At 63.7% G+C, this 20,659-nt stretch carries 16 protein-coding genes and 3 pseudogenes; 14 read left to right on the top strand and 5 right to left on the bottom strand.

The genetic code is table 11. From position 1 onward, the window contains the following. Positions 1–506 precede the first annotated feature (506 nt). The 3 genes from Q1B08_RS19225 to Q1B08_RS22135 all read left to right on the top strand — a co-directional run bounded on the left by Q1B08_RS19225 (position 507) and on the right by Q1B08_RS22135 (position 4,148). Positions 507–2,285: a PAS domain-containing methyl-accepting chemotaxis protein gene (locus tag Q1B08_RS19225; RefSeq protein WP_299822386.1), complete on the top strand. Its 1,779-nt coding sequence runs from the start codon at positions 507–509 to the stop codon at positions 2,283–2,285. Continuing rightward, positions 2,282–3,778, top strand: coding sequence for a chemotaxis protein CheW (locus tag Q1B08_RS19220; RefSeq protein WP_299822383.1), 1,497 nt, complete (start codon positions 2,282–2,284; stop codon positions 3,776–3,778). Before Q1B08_RS19225 ends, Q1B08_RS19220 begins: the two co-directional genes overlap by 4 nt. Positions 3,779–3,926: 148 nt before the next feature. Continuing rightward, positions 3,927–4,148, top strand: a complete 222-nt coding sequence (locus Q1B08_RS22135; protein WP_366140064.1) for a GntR family transcriptional regulator — start codon at positions 3,927–3,929, stop codon at positions 4,146–4,148. 112 nt (positions 4,149–4,260) lie between these two features. Here the strand turns inward: Q1B08_RS22135 and Q1B08_RS19215 are convergent, their stop codons facing one another. Continuing rightward, positions 4,261–4,794 (bottom strand): hypothetical protein, encoded by a 534-nt coding sequence (locus Q1B08_RS19215; protein ID WP_299822381.1) that lies wholly within the window; start codon positions 4,792–4,794, stop codon positions 4,261–4,263. Positions 4,795–5,166: 372 nt separating this feature from the next. Between Q1B08_RS19215 and Q1B08_RS19210 the strand changes: the two genes are divergently transcribed. The 8 genes from Q1B08_RS19210 to Q1B08_RS19175 all read left to right on the top strand — a co-directional run bounded on the left by Q1B08_RS19210 (position 5,167) and on the right by Q1B08_RS19175 (position 12,970). After that, the gene (locus tag Q1B08_RS19210; RefSeq protein WP_299822378.1) at positions 5,167–5,445 is read left to right on the top strand and encodes a hypothetical protein; all 279 of its coding nucleotides are present in this window, start codon (positions 5,167–5,169) and stop codon (positions 5,443–5,445) included. Between the two features lie 3 nt (positions 5,446–5,448). Further along, positions 5,449–5,814 (top strand): response regulator, encoded by a 366-nt coding sequence (locus Q1B08_RS19205; protein WP_299822375.1) that lies wholly within the window; start codon positions 5,449–5,451, stop codon positions 5,812–5,814. 5 nt (positions 5,815–5,819) lie between these two features. Next, entirely contained in the window at positions 5,820–7,754 is a 1,935-nt protein-coding gene (locus Q1B08_RS19200) for a chemotaxis protein CheA (protein ID WP_299822372.1), read from the top strand. Positions 7,755–7,768: 14 nt separating this feature from the next. After that, positions 7,769–8,251, top strand: coding sequence for a chemotaxis protein CheW (locus Q1B08_RS19195; RefSeq protein ID WP_299822370.1), 483 nt, complete (start codon positions 7,769–7,771; stop codon positions 8,249–8,251). 14 nt (positions 8,252–8,265) lie between these two features. Then, positions 8,266–10,440, top strand: coding sequence for a methyl-accepting chemotaxis protein (locus Q1B08_RS19190; RefSeq protein ID WP_299822367.1), 2,175 nt, complete (start codon positions 8,266–8,268; stop codon positions 10,438–10,440). Between the two features lie 2 nt (positions 10,441–10,442). Then, positions 10,443–10,967: a chemotaxis protein CheW gene (locus Q1B08_RS19185; protein WP_299822364.1), complete on the top strand. Its 525-nt coding sequence runs from the start codon at positions 10,443–10,445 to the stop codon at positions 10,965–10,967. 78 nt (positions 10,968–11,045) lie between these two features. Continuing rightward, positions 11,046–11,891, top strand: coding sequence for a protein-glutamate O-methyltransferase CheR (locus Q1B08_RS19180; protein WP_299822361.1), 846 nt, complete (start codon positions 11,046–11,048; stop codon positions 11,889–11,891). Further along, positions 11,888–12,970 (top strand): chemotaxis response regulator protein-glutamate methylesterase, encoded by a 1,083-nt coding sequence (locus tag Q1B08_RS19175; protein WP_299822358.1) that lies wholly within the window; start codon positions 11,888–11,890, stop codon positions 12,968–12,970. The genes Q1B08_RS19180 and Q1B08_RS19175 overlap by 4 nt, the downstream gene beginning before the upstream one ends. Positions 12,971–13,112: 142 nt before the next feature. Here the strand turns inward: Q1B08_RS19175 and Q1B08_RS22130 are convergent, their stop codons facing one another. The 4 genes from Q1B08_RS22130 to Q1B08_RS19160 form a co-directional block, all read right to left on the bottom strand. Then, positions 13,113–13,241: a hypothetical protein gene (locus tag Q1B08_RS22130; RefSeq protein ID WP_366140063.1), complete on the bottom strand. Its 129-nt coding sequence runs from the start codon at positions 13,239–13,241 to the stop codon at positions 13,113–13,115. Between the two features lie 44 nt (positions 13,242–13,285). Next, on the bottom strand, positions 13,286–14,656 hold the full coding sequence (locus Q1B08_RS19170) for an IS5 family transposase (protein ID WP_299822355.1): 1,371 nt from the start codon (positions 14,654–14,656) through the stop codon (positions 13,286–13,288). 107 nt (positions 14,657–14,763) lie between these two features. After that, positions 14,764–15,435, bottom strand: coding sequence for a transposase (locus Q1B08_RS19165; RefSeq protein WP_299822352.1), 672 nt, complete (start codon positions 15,433–15,435; stop codon positions 14,764–14,766). A 228-nt stretch (positions 15,436–15,663) separates the two neighbouring features. Further along, positions 15,664–18,108 (bottom strand): EAL domain-containing protein, encoded by a 2,445-nt coding sequence (locus Q1B08_RS19160; RefSeq protein WP_299822349.1) that lies wholly within the window; start codon positions 18,106–18,108, stop codon positions 15,664–15,666. Positions 18,109–18,318: 210 nt separating this feature from the next. On the opposite strand from Q1B08_RS19160, the pseudogene Q1B08_RS19155 reads away from it, so the two are divergent. The 3 pseudogenes from Q1B08_RS19155 to Q1B08_RS19145 all read left to right on the top strand — a co-directional run. Then, positions 18,319–18,502 (top strand): annotated as a pseudogene (locus Q1B08_RS19155) (IS5/IS1182 family transposase); the annotation flags it as partial. Between the two features lie 274 nt (positions 18,503–18,776). Next, positions 18,777–19,695: pseudogene (locus Q1B08_RS19150) on the top strand (IS110 family transposase). A 246-nt stretch (positions 19,696–19,941) separates the two neighbouring features. Continuing rightward, positions 19,942–20,659: pseudogene (locus tag Q1B08_RS19145) on the top strand (IS3 family transposase); the annotation flags it as partial.

Genomic DNA, 20,659 nt, shown 5'->3' with positions numbered 1-20,659 from the left:
GACGCGTTGTAGATAGACCAGTTCAGGGTGCGGTAGCGGGTCGGGGCAGGCCTGGACATGCCGTCCAGCTATGGTGCTGGAGGCGCGATGTGAATCCCGGACAGGCTTCGTGCAACAACGCCTGTTTCCTCCTATCCGTCAGAAGGATCGCAGACATGTCGCAAGCCAAAATAGAATTGGCCTGCAGCCTGATTGCGTTGGATGTAATAGTGTTTATGTATATTATGGTGTTGCGCATTGACGCGCGTGAACGTCCGGCAGGCTCCGGTCGCGTCTGACTGTAATGTCAGTTTCGCCTCAGCACATGGTGTTGACGGCTCTCAGTGAACCCGAAGGCCATCGAGTATTGAGTGCAGAATGCCCGGTTCCGAACGTTACGGCTGATCAGACCGACGACGGTGCCCCGGAACAATCCGTGATCGGATCTTGTATAGAAGATTTCTTTACCCGGACCTGCCTAGACCCGCCGCTGACAAGGATACCGACATTAAAGACGTGAGACTTCCATGACGGCGACGACCACCGACGCACAAAAGCGGGCGTGCCCCGACACGTCTCTCCGGACCCTCGAGCTCGAAACGCTTTGGGCAGCGCTCGATCGCGTTCAGGCGGTGATCCAGTTCGACCTCGACGGTACCATCCTCGATGCCAACGAGAACTTCCTCGCCGTCGTCGGATACGACCGCGAGGAGATCGTCGGCCAGCATCACGCGATGCTCTGCCCCGAAGCCTTCGTGCAGTCGCACGAATACCGCAAGCTGTGGCAGGGCCTGGCCCGAGGCGAGTTCCTTGCCGGCGAGTTCAAGCGGCGCAACAAGAACGGCGACGACGTCTGGATCCAGGCCTCGTACAACCCTGTCATTGGCCCGGAGGGAAAGCCCCTCAAGATCGTCAAGTTCGCCACCGACATCACCGAGGAGAAGGCCCGCCAGGCCGCCCACGAGGGTAAGGTGCGCGCCATCGAGCGCAGCCAAGCCTGCATCGAGTTCGATCTCGCCGGCAATGTGCGCAACGTCAACCAGAAGTTCTGCGCCGCACTCGGCTACGCACCGTCCGAGATCCTCGGTGAACACCACAGTATGTTCTGCGATCCCGGCTACGCAGCCAGTGCGGAGTATCGCAGCTTCTGGCAGCGGCTGGCCGCGGGCGAGTACGAGAGCGGCGAATTCAAGCGCTTCGGCAAGGATGGACAGGAAGTCTGGATCCAGGCGACCTACAATCCGATCCTCGATGCTGAAGGCAATCCCATTGGCGTCGTGAAATTTGCGACCGATATCACCAGGACGCGGCTGCAGAACTTCGATTTCGAGGCCAAGGTCACAGCGATCGAGCGGGCGCAGGCGGTCATCGAGTTCGATGTTACCGGCAAGATCATCCGCGCCAATGACAACTTCCTGCGCACGCTTGGCTACACGCTGATGGAGATCAAGGACAGGCATCACAGCATGTTTTGCGATCCCCACTACGTGAAGACCGACGAATATGCAGGCTTCTGGCACCATCTCTCCAGCGGCAATTTTCATTCCGGACGCTTCCAGCGGGTCAGCAAGCACGGACGCAACGTCTGGATCCAGGCCACCTACAATCCCATTTTCGACGATGAGGACCGCATCGTCAGCGTCGTCAAATTCGCCACCGACATCACCGCCCAGGTCGAGCTCGAACAGCACGTACAGCGGCGCGCTGCGGACATGTCTGGCAAGATTCGCGACATGAAAGCCATGATCGACCTCCTCGGCGAAGGCGTCCGCCAGGCGAGCGATCATGTCGAGACATCGCGGTCGGAAGGAAACATGCTTTCCGAGCGCCTGGAAAAAGCGCGCGGTCTGCTTGCGTCGATCAATGCAAGCGGCGCCGAGATCGGCGAAGTCATCGGTCGCATCGAGAGCCTGGCCAACCAGACCAACATGCTCGCCTTCAACGCGGCCATCGAGGCGGCGCGCGCCGGCGAACACGGAGTGGGCTTCTCGGTCGTTGCCGACGAGGTCCGCAAGCTCGCCGAGCGCTGCCAGGAGGCGACCCACGAGATCGGGCGGCTGATGCGCAAGCTCGACGAGCAGAGCGGCGCCGGGAACAACACCACCCGCGAGAGCCTTGTTGCCTTCGAGAAGCTTTCGGACGGGCTTGCCGGCGCCGTTGCGGCCATCGAACGGGCACGCTCGACACAGGAACGCCAGAAGGACGCGGCCGTGGCTTTCGAGTCCGTGATCGACGAGCTCCTTGAGGAGTCGAAGTCGGGGAGCGCCGCGAAGAGCACCGCGCCCGAGATCAGCGTCGCGGCATGACCGACGCGCCGGAGAACGTGGCGCCTGTCGCTCGGGCCGGTGGCATGGGCCAGGACACATGGCTCGCAGCCATCCTCTCCGTCGCGGATATCCGCGTCGCGGTTCCGGCCGCACTCGTCGAGAAGTCCCTCGCAAGTCCGGCCACGCTCGGACCGGCCCTGCCGGGAGAGCGCGCCATGCTCGGCACGATCGCGGAGGCCGATGCGATCTACCCCTTGATCGACCTGGCTCCGTGCCTCGGTCTCGGCAGCGGCTCCGCCACAAACGGAACGGTCGTCCTCTTGCGCGCCGGCGCGCAGCGCATCGCGCTCGCCGTCGACCGGGTCGAGGGCGTCAGAGAGCTGCGGCGGGACGCCGTCGTCAGGATGTCGACGTGCCAGCATGTGTCGACGTTCGCCATGACGCGCCTCGACGAGAGCGGCCCGCCCGTGATCGTGCTCGAGGAACAAGACTTCGCCTGCATCGACGGCTTCGTTCTCGCCAAGGCACCGGACGCGACGTCGGGACACGCGAACAGAGGCCCCCGGCCGCGTGCGGCTGGCCACCTTCGCTCCTATCTCAGCTTCACCCGCGACGGCGCCACCTACGGCGTGGATGTCGCCCAGGTGTCCGAGATCATCGTCGGACCCAAGCCCGCGGCCATGGCGCTGCCGCTCGGAAATTTTCTCGGCACGATCGTCAGCCGCGGCGAGGACGTCGTCCTGATCGACCGCCCCCTGCCCGGCTGCGGTGCGCCCCCGCCGACCGCAGCGCCGAGCCATGCCATCGTGCTTCAGGCAGAGGGATTACGCTTCGCCGTACCGGCCGATGCCATCCATGCGCTGCTCAAGCTCGGCTCCGACGCCATTACGGCACTGCCCGGCACGGGCAGTATGCGTCACCGCGTCGCCGGCCTTGCCTCTGCCTCTGTCGGCACAAGGCCACAGATCATGATCGATGCCGCGGCCGTCCTATCCACCCCCGGCATCCGATCCCTCGTCGAGCAGCATCGATGCGCCGAGGCAGACGCCAGCCAGCAACATGCGTCGGGGCCGTTCCATCGCTATCTCGAGCTCGAGGCCGGCGGTATATTCCATGTCAGGCTCGAACATGTCCGTGAGTTGGCGATGCTACCGCGCGACGCCATTGTCCTGGATCAGGCAGAGAGCACCATCGACGGATATGCGCATCACCGCGGCCAGACCATTTCCGTGATCGACCTGCCCTCGCGGTTCGGTTCCGCGACCGTTCGGACCACGACGGAGAAACTCGTGATCGTTGCCACGAAGGATGGCGATGTCGGCTTCATCGTCGACGCCTTCAAAGCCATCAAGCATGTTCGCATCACAGAGCATTCGACGCGCGAGGCAGACACCCGCGGCGGCTCCGCCTATGGTCGATACTGGCGTTTTGTCGATGCCATCGACAAGGTGGGCGCGGCGGAGACCTGCGTCTTTCCGCTGCTCGACCTCATCGGGATCGCCGACAATGTGTTTTCAGCCAGTACCGAATGAGCGGACCCAGGATAAGGGTCCACAACCTTGCACGAGGTACCGTGACTTCGAGGGAAATTTCCGATAAGGTTCAAAGAGATTTCTGCAATAGAGGTGCGTTGGAAAAGGTCGCTAAAGGCCGGTCGGTTTGGGAAGTTCGTCAAGATTCATGCACCGAGAACGGGCGTATGCCGCGATCCGTGCAGACATCGTGGCCGGCGTTCTGGTCGAAAGCGAACGGCTGAGCGAAGAACGATTGTGCAACGACCTTGGGATGAGTCGCGCCCCGGTGCGGGATGCGCTTCGCCAGCTGACAATCGAAGGGTTTGTCATCCGCGGTACGGGCTTCAGCAGTCGCGTCGCGCCCATACCAGACAACGATTCCGTGTAGAATTTCTGACGTTCGAGAAAGCTGCGGCAGTCAGGGTGGCTACATATCGAACGGCTTCAGGCCCGCCAGTCGCTCCAGGACGAGTACGGACAGGATTTATGGAACGAGACAATTACGGGCGGATCTTCGCGATTTCCCGCTCGAACCAGCCGGCCATCATGTCGGCATTGAAAAGGACCGGGCCGACCGCATCGAGGTCGTTCTCGGAACCTACCGAGACAGGGAAGTTGTCGTCTCCCTCCAGACTCTCGACAAGAACGGTCTCGCGAGCCGTCACGTCATGTCCGAGGCCCTCCAGAAGACCGACCATAGCCTGGGTGTTCGCCACAAGCTCTCGATAGGCCTTCCGCAGCTGCACGCAGCCCAGAGTAGCGAAGTTGCTCAGGGCGCTCTCGACGATCTCCGTGTTCCCTTCGGCTGCCGCCTCCCGCATCCCGGGATGACTGCTGAACTGGCGGACCTCGTCGATCGGGATTGTGTGGGTCATCAGGGAGCCGGCCGCGCCCTCGGGTTCGTATGCGGCCAGCTTCACCTCTAGGCAGGGTACGCTCATATCCTTTGTGGCGAGTTGGAGCTCGGTCAGACGGATGACGCCGGAGACGATTATCACAATGGCTCTCGCTGCAAGGGAATGTGGGAGAAACAAGCTTTGGGGCGGCTCCTACCCCACCGGTATCGCAAAACCGCCCGGGCGGGATGTCGCAACCTAGAAGCCGGGATTCGTACCTCTAATCGCGTTCGATGAATGATGAAACGGCAGGCGCCCTTTGCCGGACCCGATCTGATCGTCAGCCACTTGTCGCCATCGAGCCGCATGGTTCTGTTGTAGTTGTCGACAAAAATCGAAGCACCTCCTTCGCCCTTTTTATCACCATCAAAGCTATCCCCGAACAATCTCGTATCAGCCGGGGAGGTCATTTCGCCAGAGTCCACCAATGGACGAATTTCCGTCCAGAATTTACCATTTCTTCCCGATTTCATGGGATCGCTCGCGGCGCATATTTCTCAGGAAGCGAGCATGCCAGCCAACAGCCCATATGTGGAGAAGCCGTTCTCGATCCCGGCCGATCTCGATGTCGCCGAGGCCGCCGAAGCCCATGCGCTGCTCGTCTCGGCGCTCGATGAGGTCGAGGCATCGGGCCGTGGAACACGCCTTGATCTCACAGAGGGGACGGCGACGCCGCTCGCGCTCCAGCTCGTGGCGAGCGCCGCACGCGCCTTTCCCTCCGATCGCCTCCGGCTCGGCCCCAGGGCTGCTGTGGCGCTGGCCGCATTCGAAGCGTCCAAGGAGAACTGAGCCATGTCGAAGACCATACTGAGCGTCGACGACTCCAAGAGCATCCGCGACATGATCGGTTTCACGTTGAAGCCCCGCGGCTACGACGTGATCGGCGCGGGCGACGGCGTGGAGGGCCTCGCGACGCTTGCAGCCAACAAGGTCGCTCTCGTCGTCTGCGACCTGAACATGCCGAACATGAACGGCATCGAGATGATCCGGAAGGTGCGCGAGGATCGCGCCTATGACGGGCTGCCGATCGTGATGCTGACCACCGAAGCCCAGAAGGAGAAGATGAAGGAAGCCAAGGACGCCGGCGCCACCGGCTGGATCGTGAAGCCGTTCGACGAGGCCAAACTGGTTTCGGTCGTCGCGAAGCTGATCGGGTGAACGGGATGACCAGCCCGGCGGATTCCTTCGTTCAGGAGGGGCAAGACATTCTCGAGGGCCTCGAGGCGATCCTGCTCGAGCTCGAGGCCGAACCCGGCTCCGCGCGCTCGGTGGATGCGGTGTTCCGGGCATTGCACACGCTCAAGGGGTCGGGGGCCATGTTTGGCTTCGAGGCGCTGGCGCGCTTCACCCACCATTTCGAGAACGCCTACGACCGCATTCGCGAGGGCAAGGCCGAGGTCACGCCGGAGCTGATCCAGCTTTCGCTCGCCTCGCGCGACCATATCGAACGGATGATCGCCGCGGGCCCGGGAGCCGAAGACGACCCGGCCTCGGCCGCACTCGTCGGCAAGATCGAGAAGCTCGCAGCGAGCGGTCCGGCCCTCGCCGCCGACGCCGCACCCTGCCGGACCGAGACGCGCGAGCGCTATGTCATCCGGCTCGTCCCCGAAGCGCTGGCGCTGCGCAACGGCACGCGGCTCGATCTGCTCATCGAAGAACTTGCCGAACTGGGCAAGGCGGTGGTGACCTGCCACGACGACAAGGTGCCGTCGCTGCGCGAGCTTGACCCGTCAGTCTGCTATCTGTGGTGGACCATCGAGCTCGAGACGACGAAGGGCCGCGACGCCATCGACGAGGTCTTCATCTTCGCCAGCGATTGCGAGATCGACATCGAACTGGTCGCCGAGGAAGATACCGGGGGCGAAGATGTGCCCGTGCCGGCCGCCGTGAAAACGTCCGAGAAGGGCGACGACGGCAAGGTCGTTATGCCGAAGCCGGATTCTGTCCGCGTCCAGTCGCATCGCCTCGACGAACTGATGGACCAGCTGGGCGAACTCGTCATCGCCCAGGCCCGCCTCAACCGCATTTCCATCGAGATGGGTGATACGGCGCTGGCCGGTGCGGCCGAGGAGATCGAGCGCCTGGTCACGGGTCTGCGCGACGCCATCCTGTCGATCCGGATGCTGCCGATCGAGCCGGTCTTCACCAAGTTCCGCCGGGTCGTGCGCGACCTCTCGACCGAGCTCGGCAAGAGCGTGACGCTCGAAACCCGTGGCGGGGAAACGGAGGTCGACAAGAACGTCATCGACAGCCTGACCGAACCGCTCGTTCACATCATCCGCAACTCCATCGATCACGGCGTCGAGCTGTCCGCGGCGCGCGCCGCCGCCGGCAAGCCCGAGCAGGCCCGCGTGATGCTGCACGCGCGGCAATCGGGCGGCGAGGTCCTGATCTCGATCAGCGACGACGGGGCCGGCCTCGACCCCGACGCGATCCGCCAGCGCGGAATCGAACGCGGCCTGATCGCCGCAGATGTCGAGATCTCAGAGGAACAGCTTTTCGGCCTCATCTTCAAGCCCGGCTTCTCCACCGCCAAGACGCTTTCGAGCGTTTCGGGTCGGGGGGTCGGAATGGACGCCGTGCGCCGGGTGATCGAGGATCTGCGCGGCAGCGTCGAAGTGCGGTCGCAAAAGGGCGCCGGCACCGAGGTGACCCTGCGCCTGCCGCTGACGCTGGCCATCATCGACGGCTTGCTCGTCAAGGTCGCCGGCGGACCGTTCGTCCTGCCCCTCTCCTCCGTGGAGGAATGCGTCGAGCTGCCGCGCGCCGACGACGTGCGGGCCAGCGGCCGCTCGATCCTGCGCATCCGCGACGAGCTGGTGCCGTTCCTCAGCCTCGATACGCTCTTCGGGTTCGAGCGCGCCGAGTCCGAAGAGCGGCGCGTGGTCATCACCAGCGTCGACGGACGCCGAACGGGTCTCATCGTCGACGAGGTGATCGGTCAGCACCAGACGGTCATCAAGCCGCTCAGCCTCTATCACCGCGGCATCGAGGGACTGGCCGGATCGACGATCCTCGGCGACGGATCGGTCGCGCTGATCCTTGACGCGGCCGCGATCGTCAAGCGCGCCCAGGGCGCACAGCGGGTTGCGGCATGAGCGAGGTTCGGAACATGGCTGACATCCGCGGCGACATCGACACCGGCGAGATGGCCCTGACCTTCTCGCTCGACGGCGAGACCTTCGCCATTCCGGTGGCGCATGTGAACGAGATCATCGATCCGCTGCCGGTGACCCGCGCGCCCTGCGCCGATCCGTTTGCGTCGGGCCTGGTCAACGTGCGGGGTGCGATCGCCCCGCTTGTCGACCTCCGCCAGCGGCTCGGGATGCCCCCGGCCGTGATCGCGGAGACCAGCCGCGTCCTCGTGCTCGACCTCATGATCGCGGGCGAGACCACCAAGGTCGCGATGCTCGCCGACGACGTCGACGACATCACCGACACGCCGATGGCCGAGATCGAGCCGGTGCCCGAACTGGGCGTGCGCTGGCCCGTCCATCTCATCCGCGGCGTCGCCAAGAAGAACGGCGCGCTCGTCATCGTCCTCGACGTGGAGACCACCTTCGCGCCGAGCGCCCCCGTTCACTCGAAGATCTGAGAAAGAGACCCCTCATGAGACTGACCATCAAGACCAAACTCATCGCCGTCTTCGCGGTGATGATCGCCCTGCTCGGCGTGTCGAGCTTCTTCGCCGTCCGCGGCGCCAGCACGCTCAATAATGAAGCAAACACGGTCATCGGCCAATATGCGCCGCAACGGGCGCTCAGCCTGACCCTTCAGGTCGGGGCCTCTGAGGCGATGACCCAGATCCGCGGCTATCTCGGCGCGGAAAGGCCCGAGGCGGTTCAGGCCTTCGCCGAGGGCGTCGATATTCGGCTTGCCAAGGTGGCCGAGACGCAGGCGAAGCTCGGTGCTCTGCCGATGGGCGAGACGTCGAGCGCGCTTTTTGCGCAGTTCGGCGAGCAATGGGCGGAGTTCGTCGCCGCCGAGGATGAGATGCGCGAAATCGGCGTCGAGAAGTCGACCGCATCGGCAAACCGGCTGAGCCTCGAGCGTGTCAAACCCGCCTTCGCGGCCCTGATGACCAGCCTCGATGCGGTGATCGAGCCGACGCGCAACCTGCTGGCAAGTCAGGCCGACCCCAACCCCGACCTCGTGGCGATCGAGGCGGCTCTCGATGCCGGTATGAATGATCTGCGCGCCATGAACGCCGCGCAGATCGACATGCTGGTCGAGCGGACTGCCGAAGCGCGCGCCGCCAACGCCGCCGCCATCGCCGCATCTGCCGCAGGGTTCGAGAGCCGGCTGGAAGAAGCCTATTCCCGTGTGCCGCGCGACGACCGCGAGCCGCTCGATGCGATTGCGACCGATTGGCAGGTCTTCAACGATGCGATCGGCGAATTCGTGCCGCTGGTCTCGCGGGCCAGCGATCAGGCTGCCAATGCAATCCTGGGCGAGCGGGTCGAACCTGCCTTCGACGATGTGCTTGCCGCCGCGGACGCCATGGTCGAGCGCGCCGGAATCGTGATGGCCGAAGCCGAAGCCTCGACCAACGCTCTCTACGACAGCACGCGCGCGCTTCTCGTCGGCATCGGCATCGCCGCCGCCGCGATCGGCATCACCGCCGCCTTCTGGCTCTCCACCTCGATCGGCCGCGGCCTCGCCCGCGCCGTGGCGGTGGCCAAGGAGGTCGCCCGCGGCAATCTCGAGGTCGACGCCAAGACCAAGAGCCGCGACGAGATCGGCACCCTGCTCAACGAGATGGACGGCATGGTCGGCGATCTCAAGGGCATGAGCCGGGCTGCGGAAAGCATCGCCAAGGGCAACCTGCGGGCCGAGGTGACGCCGCGCTCCGAGGACGACCGTCTGGGCATTGCCCTGCGTGACATGGTGGTCAAGCTGCGCGAGGTGATTGCCAATGCGTCCACGTCCGCGACCTACGTGGCCGAGGGGGCGGGCAACATGTCGACTACCGCCGAGCAGCTGTCGGCCGGCTCCAACCAGCAGGCCAGCGCGGCACAGGAGGCCTCTGCCTCGATCGAGGAGATGACGGCCAATATCCGCCAGAATGCGGACAATGCCGGTCAGACCGAGAAGATCGCCAACCAGTCCGCCGACGACGCCAAGGCCTCGGGCGAGGCGGTGGCCAAGGCCGTGCGCGCGATGAAGACGATCGCCGACAAGATCAACATCATTCAGGAGATCGCCCGTCAGACCGATCTTCTGGCGCTCAACGCCGCGGTGGAAGCCGCCCGTGCCGGCACCCACGGCAAGGGCTTCGCGGTGGTGGCCTCCGAAGTGCGCAAGCTCGCCGAGCGCTCCCAGCAGGCCGCGGCCGAGATCAGCGGCCTGTCGGCCGAGACACTCGACGTCTCCGGCGAGGCCGGTCGGATGCTCGAGATGCTGGTGCCGAACATCCAGCGCACCGCCGATCTGGTGCAGGAGATCTCCGCCTCGACGCGCGAGCAGAACGTGGGCGCGGAGCAGATCAACCAGGCGATCCGCGAGCTCGACAAGGTGATCCAGCAGAACGCAAGCGCCGCGGAGGAATCGGCGGCGACAAGCCAGGAGCTGGCAGCCCAGTCCCAGCAGCTCAACGGCGTGATCTCGTATTTCGAACTCGACGATGCCGGCAAGCCTTCCGTAGCCCCGGCCAAGCCCAGGGTCGTGGCGTCGAACGCCAAGCCGGCCAAGACCGAGAAAATCGCGAAGACCATCGAGGCGTTCGATCTCGATCTTTCGGCCGAGGATGTCTCCGACGCCGACTTCCAGCGCTACGCGGGCTGATCGTGGCCCCCGACAAGCAGTACAATCCGGGCACGGAGGTGGAGGAGGATGTCTTCTCCACCTACCTCACCTTCGATGTCGGCGAGCAGACGCTCGGGGTGGAGGTCCGCCATGTGCAGGAAATCCTCGACATGCGGAGAATCACACGGTTGCCCAATGCGCCGGCGGACGTCCAGGGCGTCGTCGACGTCCGCGACGCCAGCATCCCGGTCCTCGACCTGAAATCGCGCCTTGGTATCCCCTCGATCGAGAGCGGCCCGGACGCGCGGATCGTCGTTGTCGAGATCGCGACCGGCGACCGGCGCAAGCCGCTCGGTATCCTCGCCGACCGGGTGCGCAACGTCGATCGGATCCCAGTGGCCGAGATCCAACCCTGCCCCAGCACCGGGGTCGGCCACTGGAACAGCAGCATCCTGCAAGGCCTCAGCCGCCGCGGATCGGAGCTCGTCGTCCTGATCCGTCTCGATCGAATCTTCGGCGATGCCGCCGACGAGCTCGAACCGGACGAGGCCGCCGGCCTGTTCTGAGTTGTCTGCCGGTCCGTCCGGCAGGCGTTCCTTTCCTTTCTCGCGCCGCGCCGCCGGCGGTCCAGGATCCCGCAACGCATGATACAAATCGGACTCCAGCCGTCGCTTCGACCAGATGACATCAGACAACTCGTCGCCTTGGCGCGCGCCGTGACCGGTATTACCCTCAGCGAGTCGAAGACGGATTTCCTGATGGGACGGCTCGGTCGGCGCCTCGCCGCGCGCGGGCTGACGAGCTATGCCGATTATTGCCGGCTGTTGACCAATGACGCGACCGAGCGCGTGGCCTTCGGCGAGGCGCTCACGACGCATACCACCAGCTTCTTCCGGGAGAAGGCCCAGTACGACTGGCTTCTCGCCGAGGGGCTGCCCGAGCTGGACGGGAGCGGCCGGCTGAAGGGCCGCGACCTGGTGATCTGGAGCGCAGCCTGTTCCACCGGACAGGAGGGGTATTCCGCACTGATGGTCGCGCATCAGGCCCGCGACCGCGGGATGCGGACCATCAATCCGCGGCTCATCGGCACCGATATCTCGCGCCCGGTCGTGGGCCATGCGCGGCAGGCGGTCTATTCGCGGGCCGAGACGGACGGGATCCCGCCCGCCCTGCGCCCGCGGTTCCTGCTGTCGTCGAAGACGGCCAACGACGTCCACCGGATCGTGCCCGAGCTTCGGGAACAGTCGAGTTGGCGTACGGCCAACCTGCTCACCGGCGAAGGGCTCGACGGCATTGCCGCCGATGTCGTCTTCCTGCGCAACGTGCTGATCTATTTCGACGCGGAGATCCGCGGCCGGGTGATCGACGCCGTTTATCGTCGCCTTCGGACCGGCGGTTTCCTGATGACCGGACATACCGAAGCCTCGCATGCCCGCCGCGACGGGCTGGAGCTGGTTCGGCCCTCGATCTACCGCAAGATCGCCCCATGACCAGGTTCCCGAAGAAACGCGTGCTGATCGTGGATGACAGCGCGGTCGTGCGGCAGACCATCAGCGAGATCATTTCCGCCCATCCGCAGCTCGAAGTGATGGCGACCGCCAACGATCCGTTCCAGGCCGCCGAGCGGCTCAGACGCGAATGGCCGGACGTGATCGTCCTCGACGTGGAAATGCCGCGCATGGACGGCATTACCTTCCTGCGCCGCCTGATGGCGCAGCGTCCGGTTCCGGTCGTGATATGCTCAACGCTGGTGGGAGACGGCAGCAAGACCTATCTCGCCGCGCTCGAAGCAGGCGCCGTCGACCTGATCCAGAAGCCGAACCTCTCGACGCGCAAGTTCCTGGAGGAGTCGACAATCCGCCTTCAGGATGCCGTTCTTGCCGCAGCCCATGCCCGCCTGGCACGGCGCGACGCGGTGGCCCCGCAGGCCAAGCTGTCGGCCGATGTGATGCTCGCGCCGGCGGGCCGCACCGCCATGGCACAGACCACGCACAAGGTCGTTGCGATCGGCGCCTCCACCGGCGGCACCGAGGCGCTGCGCGTGGTGCTGCAATCGTTCCGCCGTGACGCACCGCCGATCGTGATCGTCCAGCACATGCCCGAAGCCTTCACCAAGGGCTTTGCCAAGCGGCTCGACGATCTGTGCCAGATCACCGTCAAGGAGGCGCAGTCCGGCGATAGCGTGCTGCCGGGCCAGGCTCTCATTGCGCCGGGCGCGCGGCACATGATGCTGATCCGCAGCGGCGCAAACTACCGCGTCGAGATCAAGGACGGGCCGCTGGTCAATCGGCACCGTCCTTCGGTCGACGTCCTGTTCCGTTCGGTCGCGCGCGTGGCCGGCGCCAATGCGGTCGGGGTGATCATGACCGGGATGGGCGATGACGGCGCGCGCGGCCTCAAGGAAATGCGCGACACCGGCGCCCGCACCGTCGGCCAGAACGAAGCGAGCTGCGTGGTCTACGGCATGCCGGCGGAAGCCCGGAAAATGGGCGGGGTCGAGCGGGAGGTCGAGCTAACCGAGATTGCCGCCTTGGTCATGCGTTTCGGTGGGCAGCAGGCGACCACCTGAGGGTTAAGAGCTATGCCTGAATTTGACGGAGCGGTAAAAAGTGGCTTCCTGAGCGCTGACCTGGTTGAGTTTATGGCCCGCTCTTTCGGAGTGGCGGGCTTTCGCGTCATGGCTTTCCCCGGTGAACAGCCCGGATTCTGTCTCATGTCCCGATTGCGGCGCATCTTCGGATGTTCAGGCCCAGGGCGCGCATGTTCACCGCGTAGCGCATGGCGGGCGTTCCCCGAATGCGCAGGCTTGCGAGTTTCATCTGATGTTTCAGCCGCGCCATCGTCGCCTCGATCCCGGCCCGCCATCGATAGTCCGTCCTGAACATCACGCTGGGTGCGCGATCTGACGGTTTGGGGGGGTGAGAATCGGGGTTGCGTCGCCCATGAGGCGGAGCAGCGTGGCGAGGATTTCGGCCAGAAGAGCCCGGAGGTGGGCGAGGATCAGGCGGATGTTATGGCCTGCCCCGCAAAGCACGGCGTGGAGCGCATCGCCGATGGTACCCTTGAGGAGCGAGCGCGACAGGCGGCCGTCCGTCTTCATGTGGCCGATGGTTGGCTCGATGGCCGACCGTCGGCGCAGGGCCCGTCGGAGCGCGCGGGTCATGCCGCGGCGCTGGCCTGAGATGTAGACGGTGGTGCTGGTGACGGGCTCGATGCCGTGACCGCGGTAGCCGCGGTCGACGAAGACGCGCCGGGGGCGGGCGTCGGCGAGGATCTCGACCTGTTCGACGGCCTCGTGCAGCGTGTGGCCGTCGTAAGGATTGCCGGGCATCGAACGCGTGCCGACGACGAAGCCCTCGCGATGGGTCGTGGCGACTGAGACCTTGCAGCCGAACTCGTAGCGCTTGTGCGCCTTGCCCTTCGAGATGCAGTCCACGTCCGGCTCGTGCAGCGCGTAGAGCTTGCGCTTGTCGCGGGGCTTCTGGCGCAGCAAGCGGGCGACGAGGGCGAGCTGTCCTTCGATCCGGGCACGCAGGGCGTCGTCGGTAACGGTGTGCAGCCTGCGGGCGACGTCGCGCATCACGCGGCCGGTGTAGCCCTTGAGGGTGCGCAGCCCCTTCCTCATCCGCTTGAATTGCCGGGCATGAGCGTAGCGGCCGACCTGCCGGGCCAGGCGGGGGCCAAGGCGGGCATAGCTCTGGCGCAGCTCGATCCCCGCCTCGCGCGCCAAGCCCACGAGGCGCAAGCGAGCGCGCTCGTAGAGCCGGGTGTCGGTCGGATGCGCGATCGCCTTCTCCATCACGGTGGTATCGACGATCACGTCGCGCGTGCTGCGCGTGTCGATCACGCCGGCACGCCGACCGGCCTCGATGGTCTGCGTCAGCAGCCACTCGACACCCTCCTCTCCGATGCGGCCCCGCCAGCGGGTCAGCGATGACGGATCGATCGGTGGGCGATGCTGAAAGAACACCTCGCCACAGAAGTGCTGCCAGTAGGGGTTCTCCGACCATCGCGCGACAATTGCCTCGTCGGAGAGCGCGTAGGCGTGCTGAAGGTAGAGCAGCCCCGCCACCAGCCGCGGCGAGGTCGCGGGCCGGCCCGTATGCGACGGAAAGAACCCCGCCCATTCGACCTCGAAGAAATCCCAGTCGATCAGCGCCTCGAGCCGCACCAGCTCGTGGCGCATGTCGATCAGATCGGTGAGCCGGGGGCGAAGCAGGTCGTCTTGGTCGGGCGCGCGAGGTTTGGGCTTCATCGGGCCTCCGAAATCGCAGGGTTCCGGGCTCAAGAATACCAAACCCTGCGAAACCAGCACAGCGCGAACGTCGGTTCGTAGCGTGAAATCAGAACGCTAGATGTTGTTCAGAGCAGACTCGATAGATTTCGCGGAACGCATCGCCGCGTTAATAGAGGCGTCGTTTCTGGGCCTGCGCTCGGGCCGGCGTGTACTGGAACCGGGCAAGCGGGCCTTCGTGTTTCGCGGCTTGCATCGGGCACCGCTCCATGTCCGGGCAGGCCTTGCATTTGGAGAGATCGGAGCGCGCCTGCAGCTTCGCGGTCGCCAGCGAGGTCGAGACCGGTGGAATTCATCCGCTGGCGTGAGGTGTCGACCGAGAATGCGCTCACGAGCCGATCGCTCATACGCCGGAACAACATCTCGTCGAGCCCCTGCGCGATGAACAGGCGGCGATAGTTGCGCAGCGTCTTCTCGCAGAAGTAGCAGTCCGCTTCGCTGCGAACGTCCAGGGCATAGTGCCAGGCCATGTTGAAGGCGAGAGCTTCGACCGCGGCCGTGTCGGTAAGGTCGTGCAGCTGCTGCAAAAGCAGACCCCCGATGACGACATGGAGCTCTTTCGACGGCCGCCCCATCCGCGCGTCCAGATGAGGCATCAACGCGTCCGCCGGAAATTCGTCCAGAAGATGCGTTCGAAAAACACCGGCCCAGGATCGGTCCAAAAGCAGCCGCCGCTTCTCACCCAATTCCGACCAGCGATCGAATAGATCCCCGGTCCGCCTATTGTGCAATGTGAACATGCTCGAGTGTAGGCGAGCCAGACCGTGGAATGAATCGACTTTCTACCGCCCCGTCCATTTCCAACCATAGCTCTCGGATTAAGGATTATGGATCGAAAATTAAACCTAAGGATAAAACATAACGAGAGCAGGCTTGCGCAAAAATGGCTGCGAGGTTCTTATGGCATTATCCGAGAACCGCTGAGATAAATTAGCGTACGATCCAGCTGAATAACCGCCAGTTCCCGATCAGGCTTCCTTAAGCCCGGACCGGTTCATGCTGCCAGACGAGCGAAGCATGGGCACGACATTTGTTTCGGACCACTCGTGTACGGTCGCCGTGGCAGCCGCAGAATCCATCGGCTTTCCGAGAAAGTAGCCTTGTGCGGTATTACAGCCAAGGGCAATCAGCCGCGTGAGCTGTTCATCGGTTTCCACGCCCTCCGCCGTCGTCTGGATCGAAAGGTCGTGGGCTATGGACATTACAGCACGTACCACCGCCAACGCACCAATGGCGTCATCCTCGATGTCGATGAAGCTGCGGTCGATCTTTATCCGGTCAAGCTTGAAGTCGCGCAGATGCGCAAGCGAGGAATAGCCCGTCCCAAAGTCATCCATCGCGATCCGGACACCGATCTCCCGCAGCGTCTGCAATGTCTGCGCAATCTGTTGGCCGTCCTCGACCATCGCCGTCTCGGTCAGTTCAAGTTCGAGCCTGCGTGGCTCGACCCCATGGGTCCGAAGCGCCTGCAGAACCTCTGTCACCAGTCCGGGACTTCGCATCTGCACCGGTGAGATATTGACGGCCACGTGCAAGTGTCCGGGCCAGAGCGCGGCCTGGCGGCACGCTTCGTTCAACACCCAGGACCCGATCTCCGTAATCATTCCGTTCTCCTCGGCCAGCGGAACAAAGTCGACTGGCGCTACGCGACCGCGCTCCGGGTGATTCCATCGGATCAGGGCCTCGAACCCAACCAGCTTCTGGTCAGGCAACAGGTAAAGGGGCTGATAATGCAGCTCGAACTCCCCGTTCGCGAGGCCCCTGATCAGATCGGCCTCGATACGCTGACGCTCGATGGCCTTCTCCATCATGCCCGTCTCGTAGCGCACCGCACAGTTCCGCCCCTGTGTCTTGGCGCAGTACAGGGCGAGATCGGCCTTTTGCATCAAGACACCACTGTTTTCGTCCTTGCCTGAGACAGCGTAACCTGCGCTGCAGCCGATATTGATCGTATGTCCTTCCACCATGAACGGTGCGCTGAATGCAGCGACGATGCGCTGGCCAAGTCCCTCACCATCGTCGCGCTTCTTCGGCTGCAGCAGGATTGCCAGTTCGTCCCCGCCGAGCCGAAAGATGAGGTCGCTTTCCCGACACGTTTCGCGAAGCCGTGCCGCGGACTGCACGAGAAGGGCATCCCCGACCGCATGCCCGAGCGTATCATTCACGGCCTTGAACCGATCGAGATCAAGCATCAGCACACCGACCTGCGGTGTTGTGGCAAGCAAGCGATCGACAGCCTCGCAGAAACTGCGTCGGTTCGGCAGACCGGTCAGTGCGTCGTGATAGGCAAGATGCGTCATCTCGGCTTGGGCGGCGCGTTCTTCGGAGACATCGTCATAGGTCAGGATGGCTCCGCCGTCGGGCATGGGACGCCAACAGATGCGCAGGAACGTTCCGTCCTCGTAATGATGCTCGAGCCGCATCTCTTCTTCCTGCGACATCCACATATGATGATTGTCGACGACGCGCTTCACTCGGGCATCGTCCCAACCAAGCCGCTGCCCAACGTTCGCTAGAAAGGTGTCCAGTGGCATTCCGATCGCTATGTCACCGGGCTCGAGATGCAGCAACTCGCAGACCCGGTCGTTGTGCAGACCAATTGAGAAATCTGGTCCAATCAGGACAAGCCCGTTCGACATGTGGTGAAGCGCAGCGGAAAGTTCCCGATACTGCTGCGCCTGAGCTGATTTCGTCGATTGGACATACGTTTGGATTTTTGCATTTTCCCTTGCGATGAGAATGGCTATCCCGCAGCATGCCAGGGTGCCAAGCACTGTATATCCAATCAAAGACCCCGTTGCAGTGATCGTGGCGCCCTCACTCGAAACTTGAACCAAGGTCGCCGATCCAAATGTGGCAATGTACGGCGCGTAGACTCCCAGAGCGAGTAAAAGACCCGATCGGACCTGCCACCGCTTCTCGGGCGCAAGCGTAAGCACCCAGGCAAAAGCCATCGCACTAAACGCCATGCCGCTCGCCATCGACAACCAGTTCACCGATACGACGAAATTCTGAAGTGCGTTTATCGCCGCAAGATGCATTACCCCGACACCGAGGCCACTGGTCGCAGCAGCTGCCGCTCTGATGCGACGCTTATCGGTCGCGATAGCGATCCCTAAAAATCCTCCAACTATTAAAATGCCAAGGAAGACCGCAAACAAGCTTTGTGTCGGATCGAGCTCCGAAACCGAGTTAGGTAGCAAGCCAGGAAGCGCAACGAGATGAGATAGTGAGAAGCCGATTCCGGCCAGTACTGCGCTAGCCACAATCCATGGCTTGCGTCGATGCTGTGAAAGAGCATCCGCGCGCGTTGCCAAGACCAGAACCGCAGTAATCGTCAATGAGCAGATGATTGCCGCAGCAACAGTGGTATATATCGATGTCGATGAAAAAACAAAGCTGGAAATTGTCATCTTGGACTATTCTTCGTACCGGGCCATTTGTAAGATCAGATGCGAAAGCACAGGCGTTCGGTGGTGGAATGAAAGGAATAAACTTATAAATCGTAAAACGTAAAACCTTTCCTTTGCTATTGATATTTAACAGGCTGCTGAAGAACCCCGATCTCGACGCGGTTAGAAGAACATGATTCATCCTCAGCAGGATGGCGGCGGGGTGGGGCGATGCGCGGGATGGACGAGGTCGCTGTTCAGCTACGTCGATCTGGAGGAGCGTATCCCGGCGCGGCATCCGCTGCGGACGATCCGGCAGGTGGTGAACGGCGCGCTGGCCAGCCTCGACGCCGAGCTCGACGGGCTTTACGCCGCCGACGGTCGCCCGTCGATTGCGCCAGAGCGGCTGATCCGGGGTATCCCTTCGCCGAGGGCCGTCTGGCCGAGACTGAGGCACCAGTCGTAGATCATGCCCTATGGCATGCTTGTCTTATGCGTTTCGCGGCTCGTCTGCGAGGAATGGGTCGGTGGCGACGAGTTGGAGCTGGTCGCCACCGGTGGTGGTCGGATCGGTAGTGGCTTGGTCGCAGAAGGACCGTTTTAGAGTGTGATCGGCCACCGTCTTCGCCTTGGGCCTGAATGGATACGCAGCGGCGAGAGCCCTGCATGACAAGCAGAGGACAGCGAAGATGACTGACGATAGCATCGGGATCGACATCTCCAAAGACCGGCTCGACGCCGTGCGCCTGAGCGACGGGGGCGGCCGAAGCTTCTCCAACGACGCACGAGGCTTCCGGGCGCTTCGGACCTGGCTGCGCGCCGCGCCGCCCGCACGGGTCGTCTATGCGTCGACCGGCCCCTACCACGCGGCCTTCGAATGCGCCTGCACGGGCCATCTGCCGCTGTGCAAGGTGAACCCGTTGCAGGCCCGCCGTTTCGCGCAGGCCCGTGGCGTGCCTGCGAAGACCGACCTGGTGGACGCGCGCATGCTCGCCGCAATGGGCGCGGCCTTCGCCTTGGAGCCCGACCGCCCCGCCCCTGCCGGCCAGCACGATCTCAAGGAGTTGCAGGTTGAGCGCTGCGCACTGGTGCGCGATCGCACGCGGCTGCTCAACCGGCTGAAGACGCAGACCCTCGCCCTGACCAGGCGCCAGACCCGCGCGCGGCTCGCGCAGGCCGAGCGCCAGATCGCCGCCACCCAGGCCGAGATCGAGATCCGCCTGCGCGCGCGCCGTGCCCGTCCTGCGCTCCATTCCAGGCATCGGTCCCGTCACCGCGGCTGCCCTTCTGATCGAATGCCCCGAAATCGGCACGCTCGGCCGCAAGCAAGCCGCCAGCCTCGCAGGCCTCGCGCCCATGGCTCGCCAATCCGGACGATGGCAGGGGCATGCCTTCATACAGGGCGGACGCAAGCCGTTGCGTGACGCCCTCTACATGCCCGCCGTCGTCGACATCCGCTTCAACCCGGACATGCGGGCCAAGTATCAAGCCATGCGATCAGCCGGAAAACCTGCCAAGGTCGCCATCACCGCCGTCATGAGAAAGCTTCTCGAACTCGCAAATGCCCTTCTCAAGGCAGATCGCGAATGGGTCCTAAAACCCACTTGATTTTGACGGATACTTTAAGGTCATTTCGGACTTCGAGGTCCTCTCTGCGGACGAGACCGGTCGGCGACGGGATCGCTCCGACGCGGAGAAGGTCCGTATTGTCGAGGAGAGCTTCCGCGGCCACTGGTCTGCCCCCTGAAAAGTGGTCCTCCCTGAAGTAGGCTTTCGAGCCGGATGGAGGACGAAGGAATGGGACAGAAGAGGCATAAGCCGGAGGAAATCGTTACGAAGTCTCAGTAGGTTGACGTGCTGGTATCGCAGGGCAGATCGGTGGCGGTGGCGGAGGCGGTGCGCTTGATCGGGGTGACGCAGTTCGCCTGTTACCGCTGGCGCAAGGAGTTCGGTGGGCTGAAGATCGACCAGGTGAAGCGCCTCAAGGAGCTTGAGAAAGAGAACGAGCGGCTGCGGAAGGCGGTCTCCGATCTCACGCTTGAGAAACTGATCCTGAGAGAGGCTGCCTCGGAAACCGAAGGTCTGCGTCAGCAAAACTTCTGAGCCCCGCCCGCCGCCGTGCCTGCATCGATCACGTCCGTCAGACGTTCTCCGTCTCGGAGCGCTTCGCTTGCCGCGTGCTCGGGCAGCATCGTTCGACACAGCAGAAGGCGCCGCGGGGCCGTCCCGACGAGGATGCGCTGACCGCGGACATCATCGCGCTCGCTAGCCAGTATGGGCGCTACGGCTATCGCCGGATCGCGGCCCTGCTGCGGAACGCTGGCTGGGCCGGGAACGTGAAACGCCCCTCTCGGCAGATTTGCGTTGCAAATCGCCTGCCGGGCAACGGTCGAGCGGATATGGCGACGGGAGGGGCTGAAAGTGCCGAAGAAGGGCCGGCTCTGGTTGGGTGACGGGTCGTGCATCCGTCTGCGCCCCGAACGTCCGAACCATGCCCCCTCTTGTCTTATGCATTTCCCAGCTCCCGGTTTATTTTGGGAGCGGCCACGCGGATTGCGCATGTTCGCGCGGT

This window comes from uncultured Jannaschia sp. (assembly GCF_947494025.1).
Lineage (GTDB): Bacteria > Pseudomonadota > Alphaproteobacteria > Rhodobacterales > Rhodobacteraceae > Jannaschia.
The sequence above is the reverse complement of the archived record's forward strand: the minus strand, read 5'-3'. Positions and strand labels throughout refer to the sequence as shown.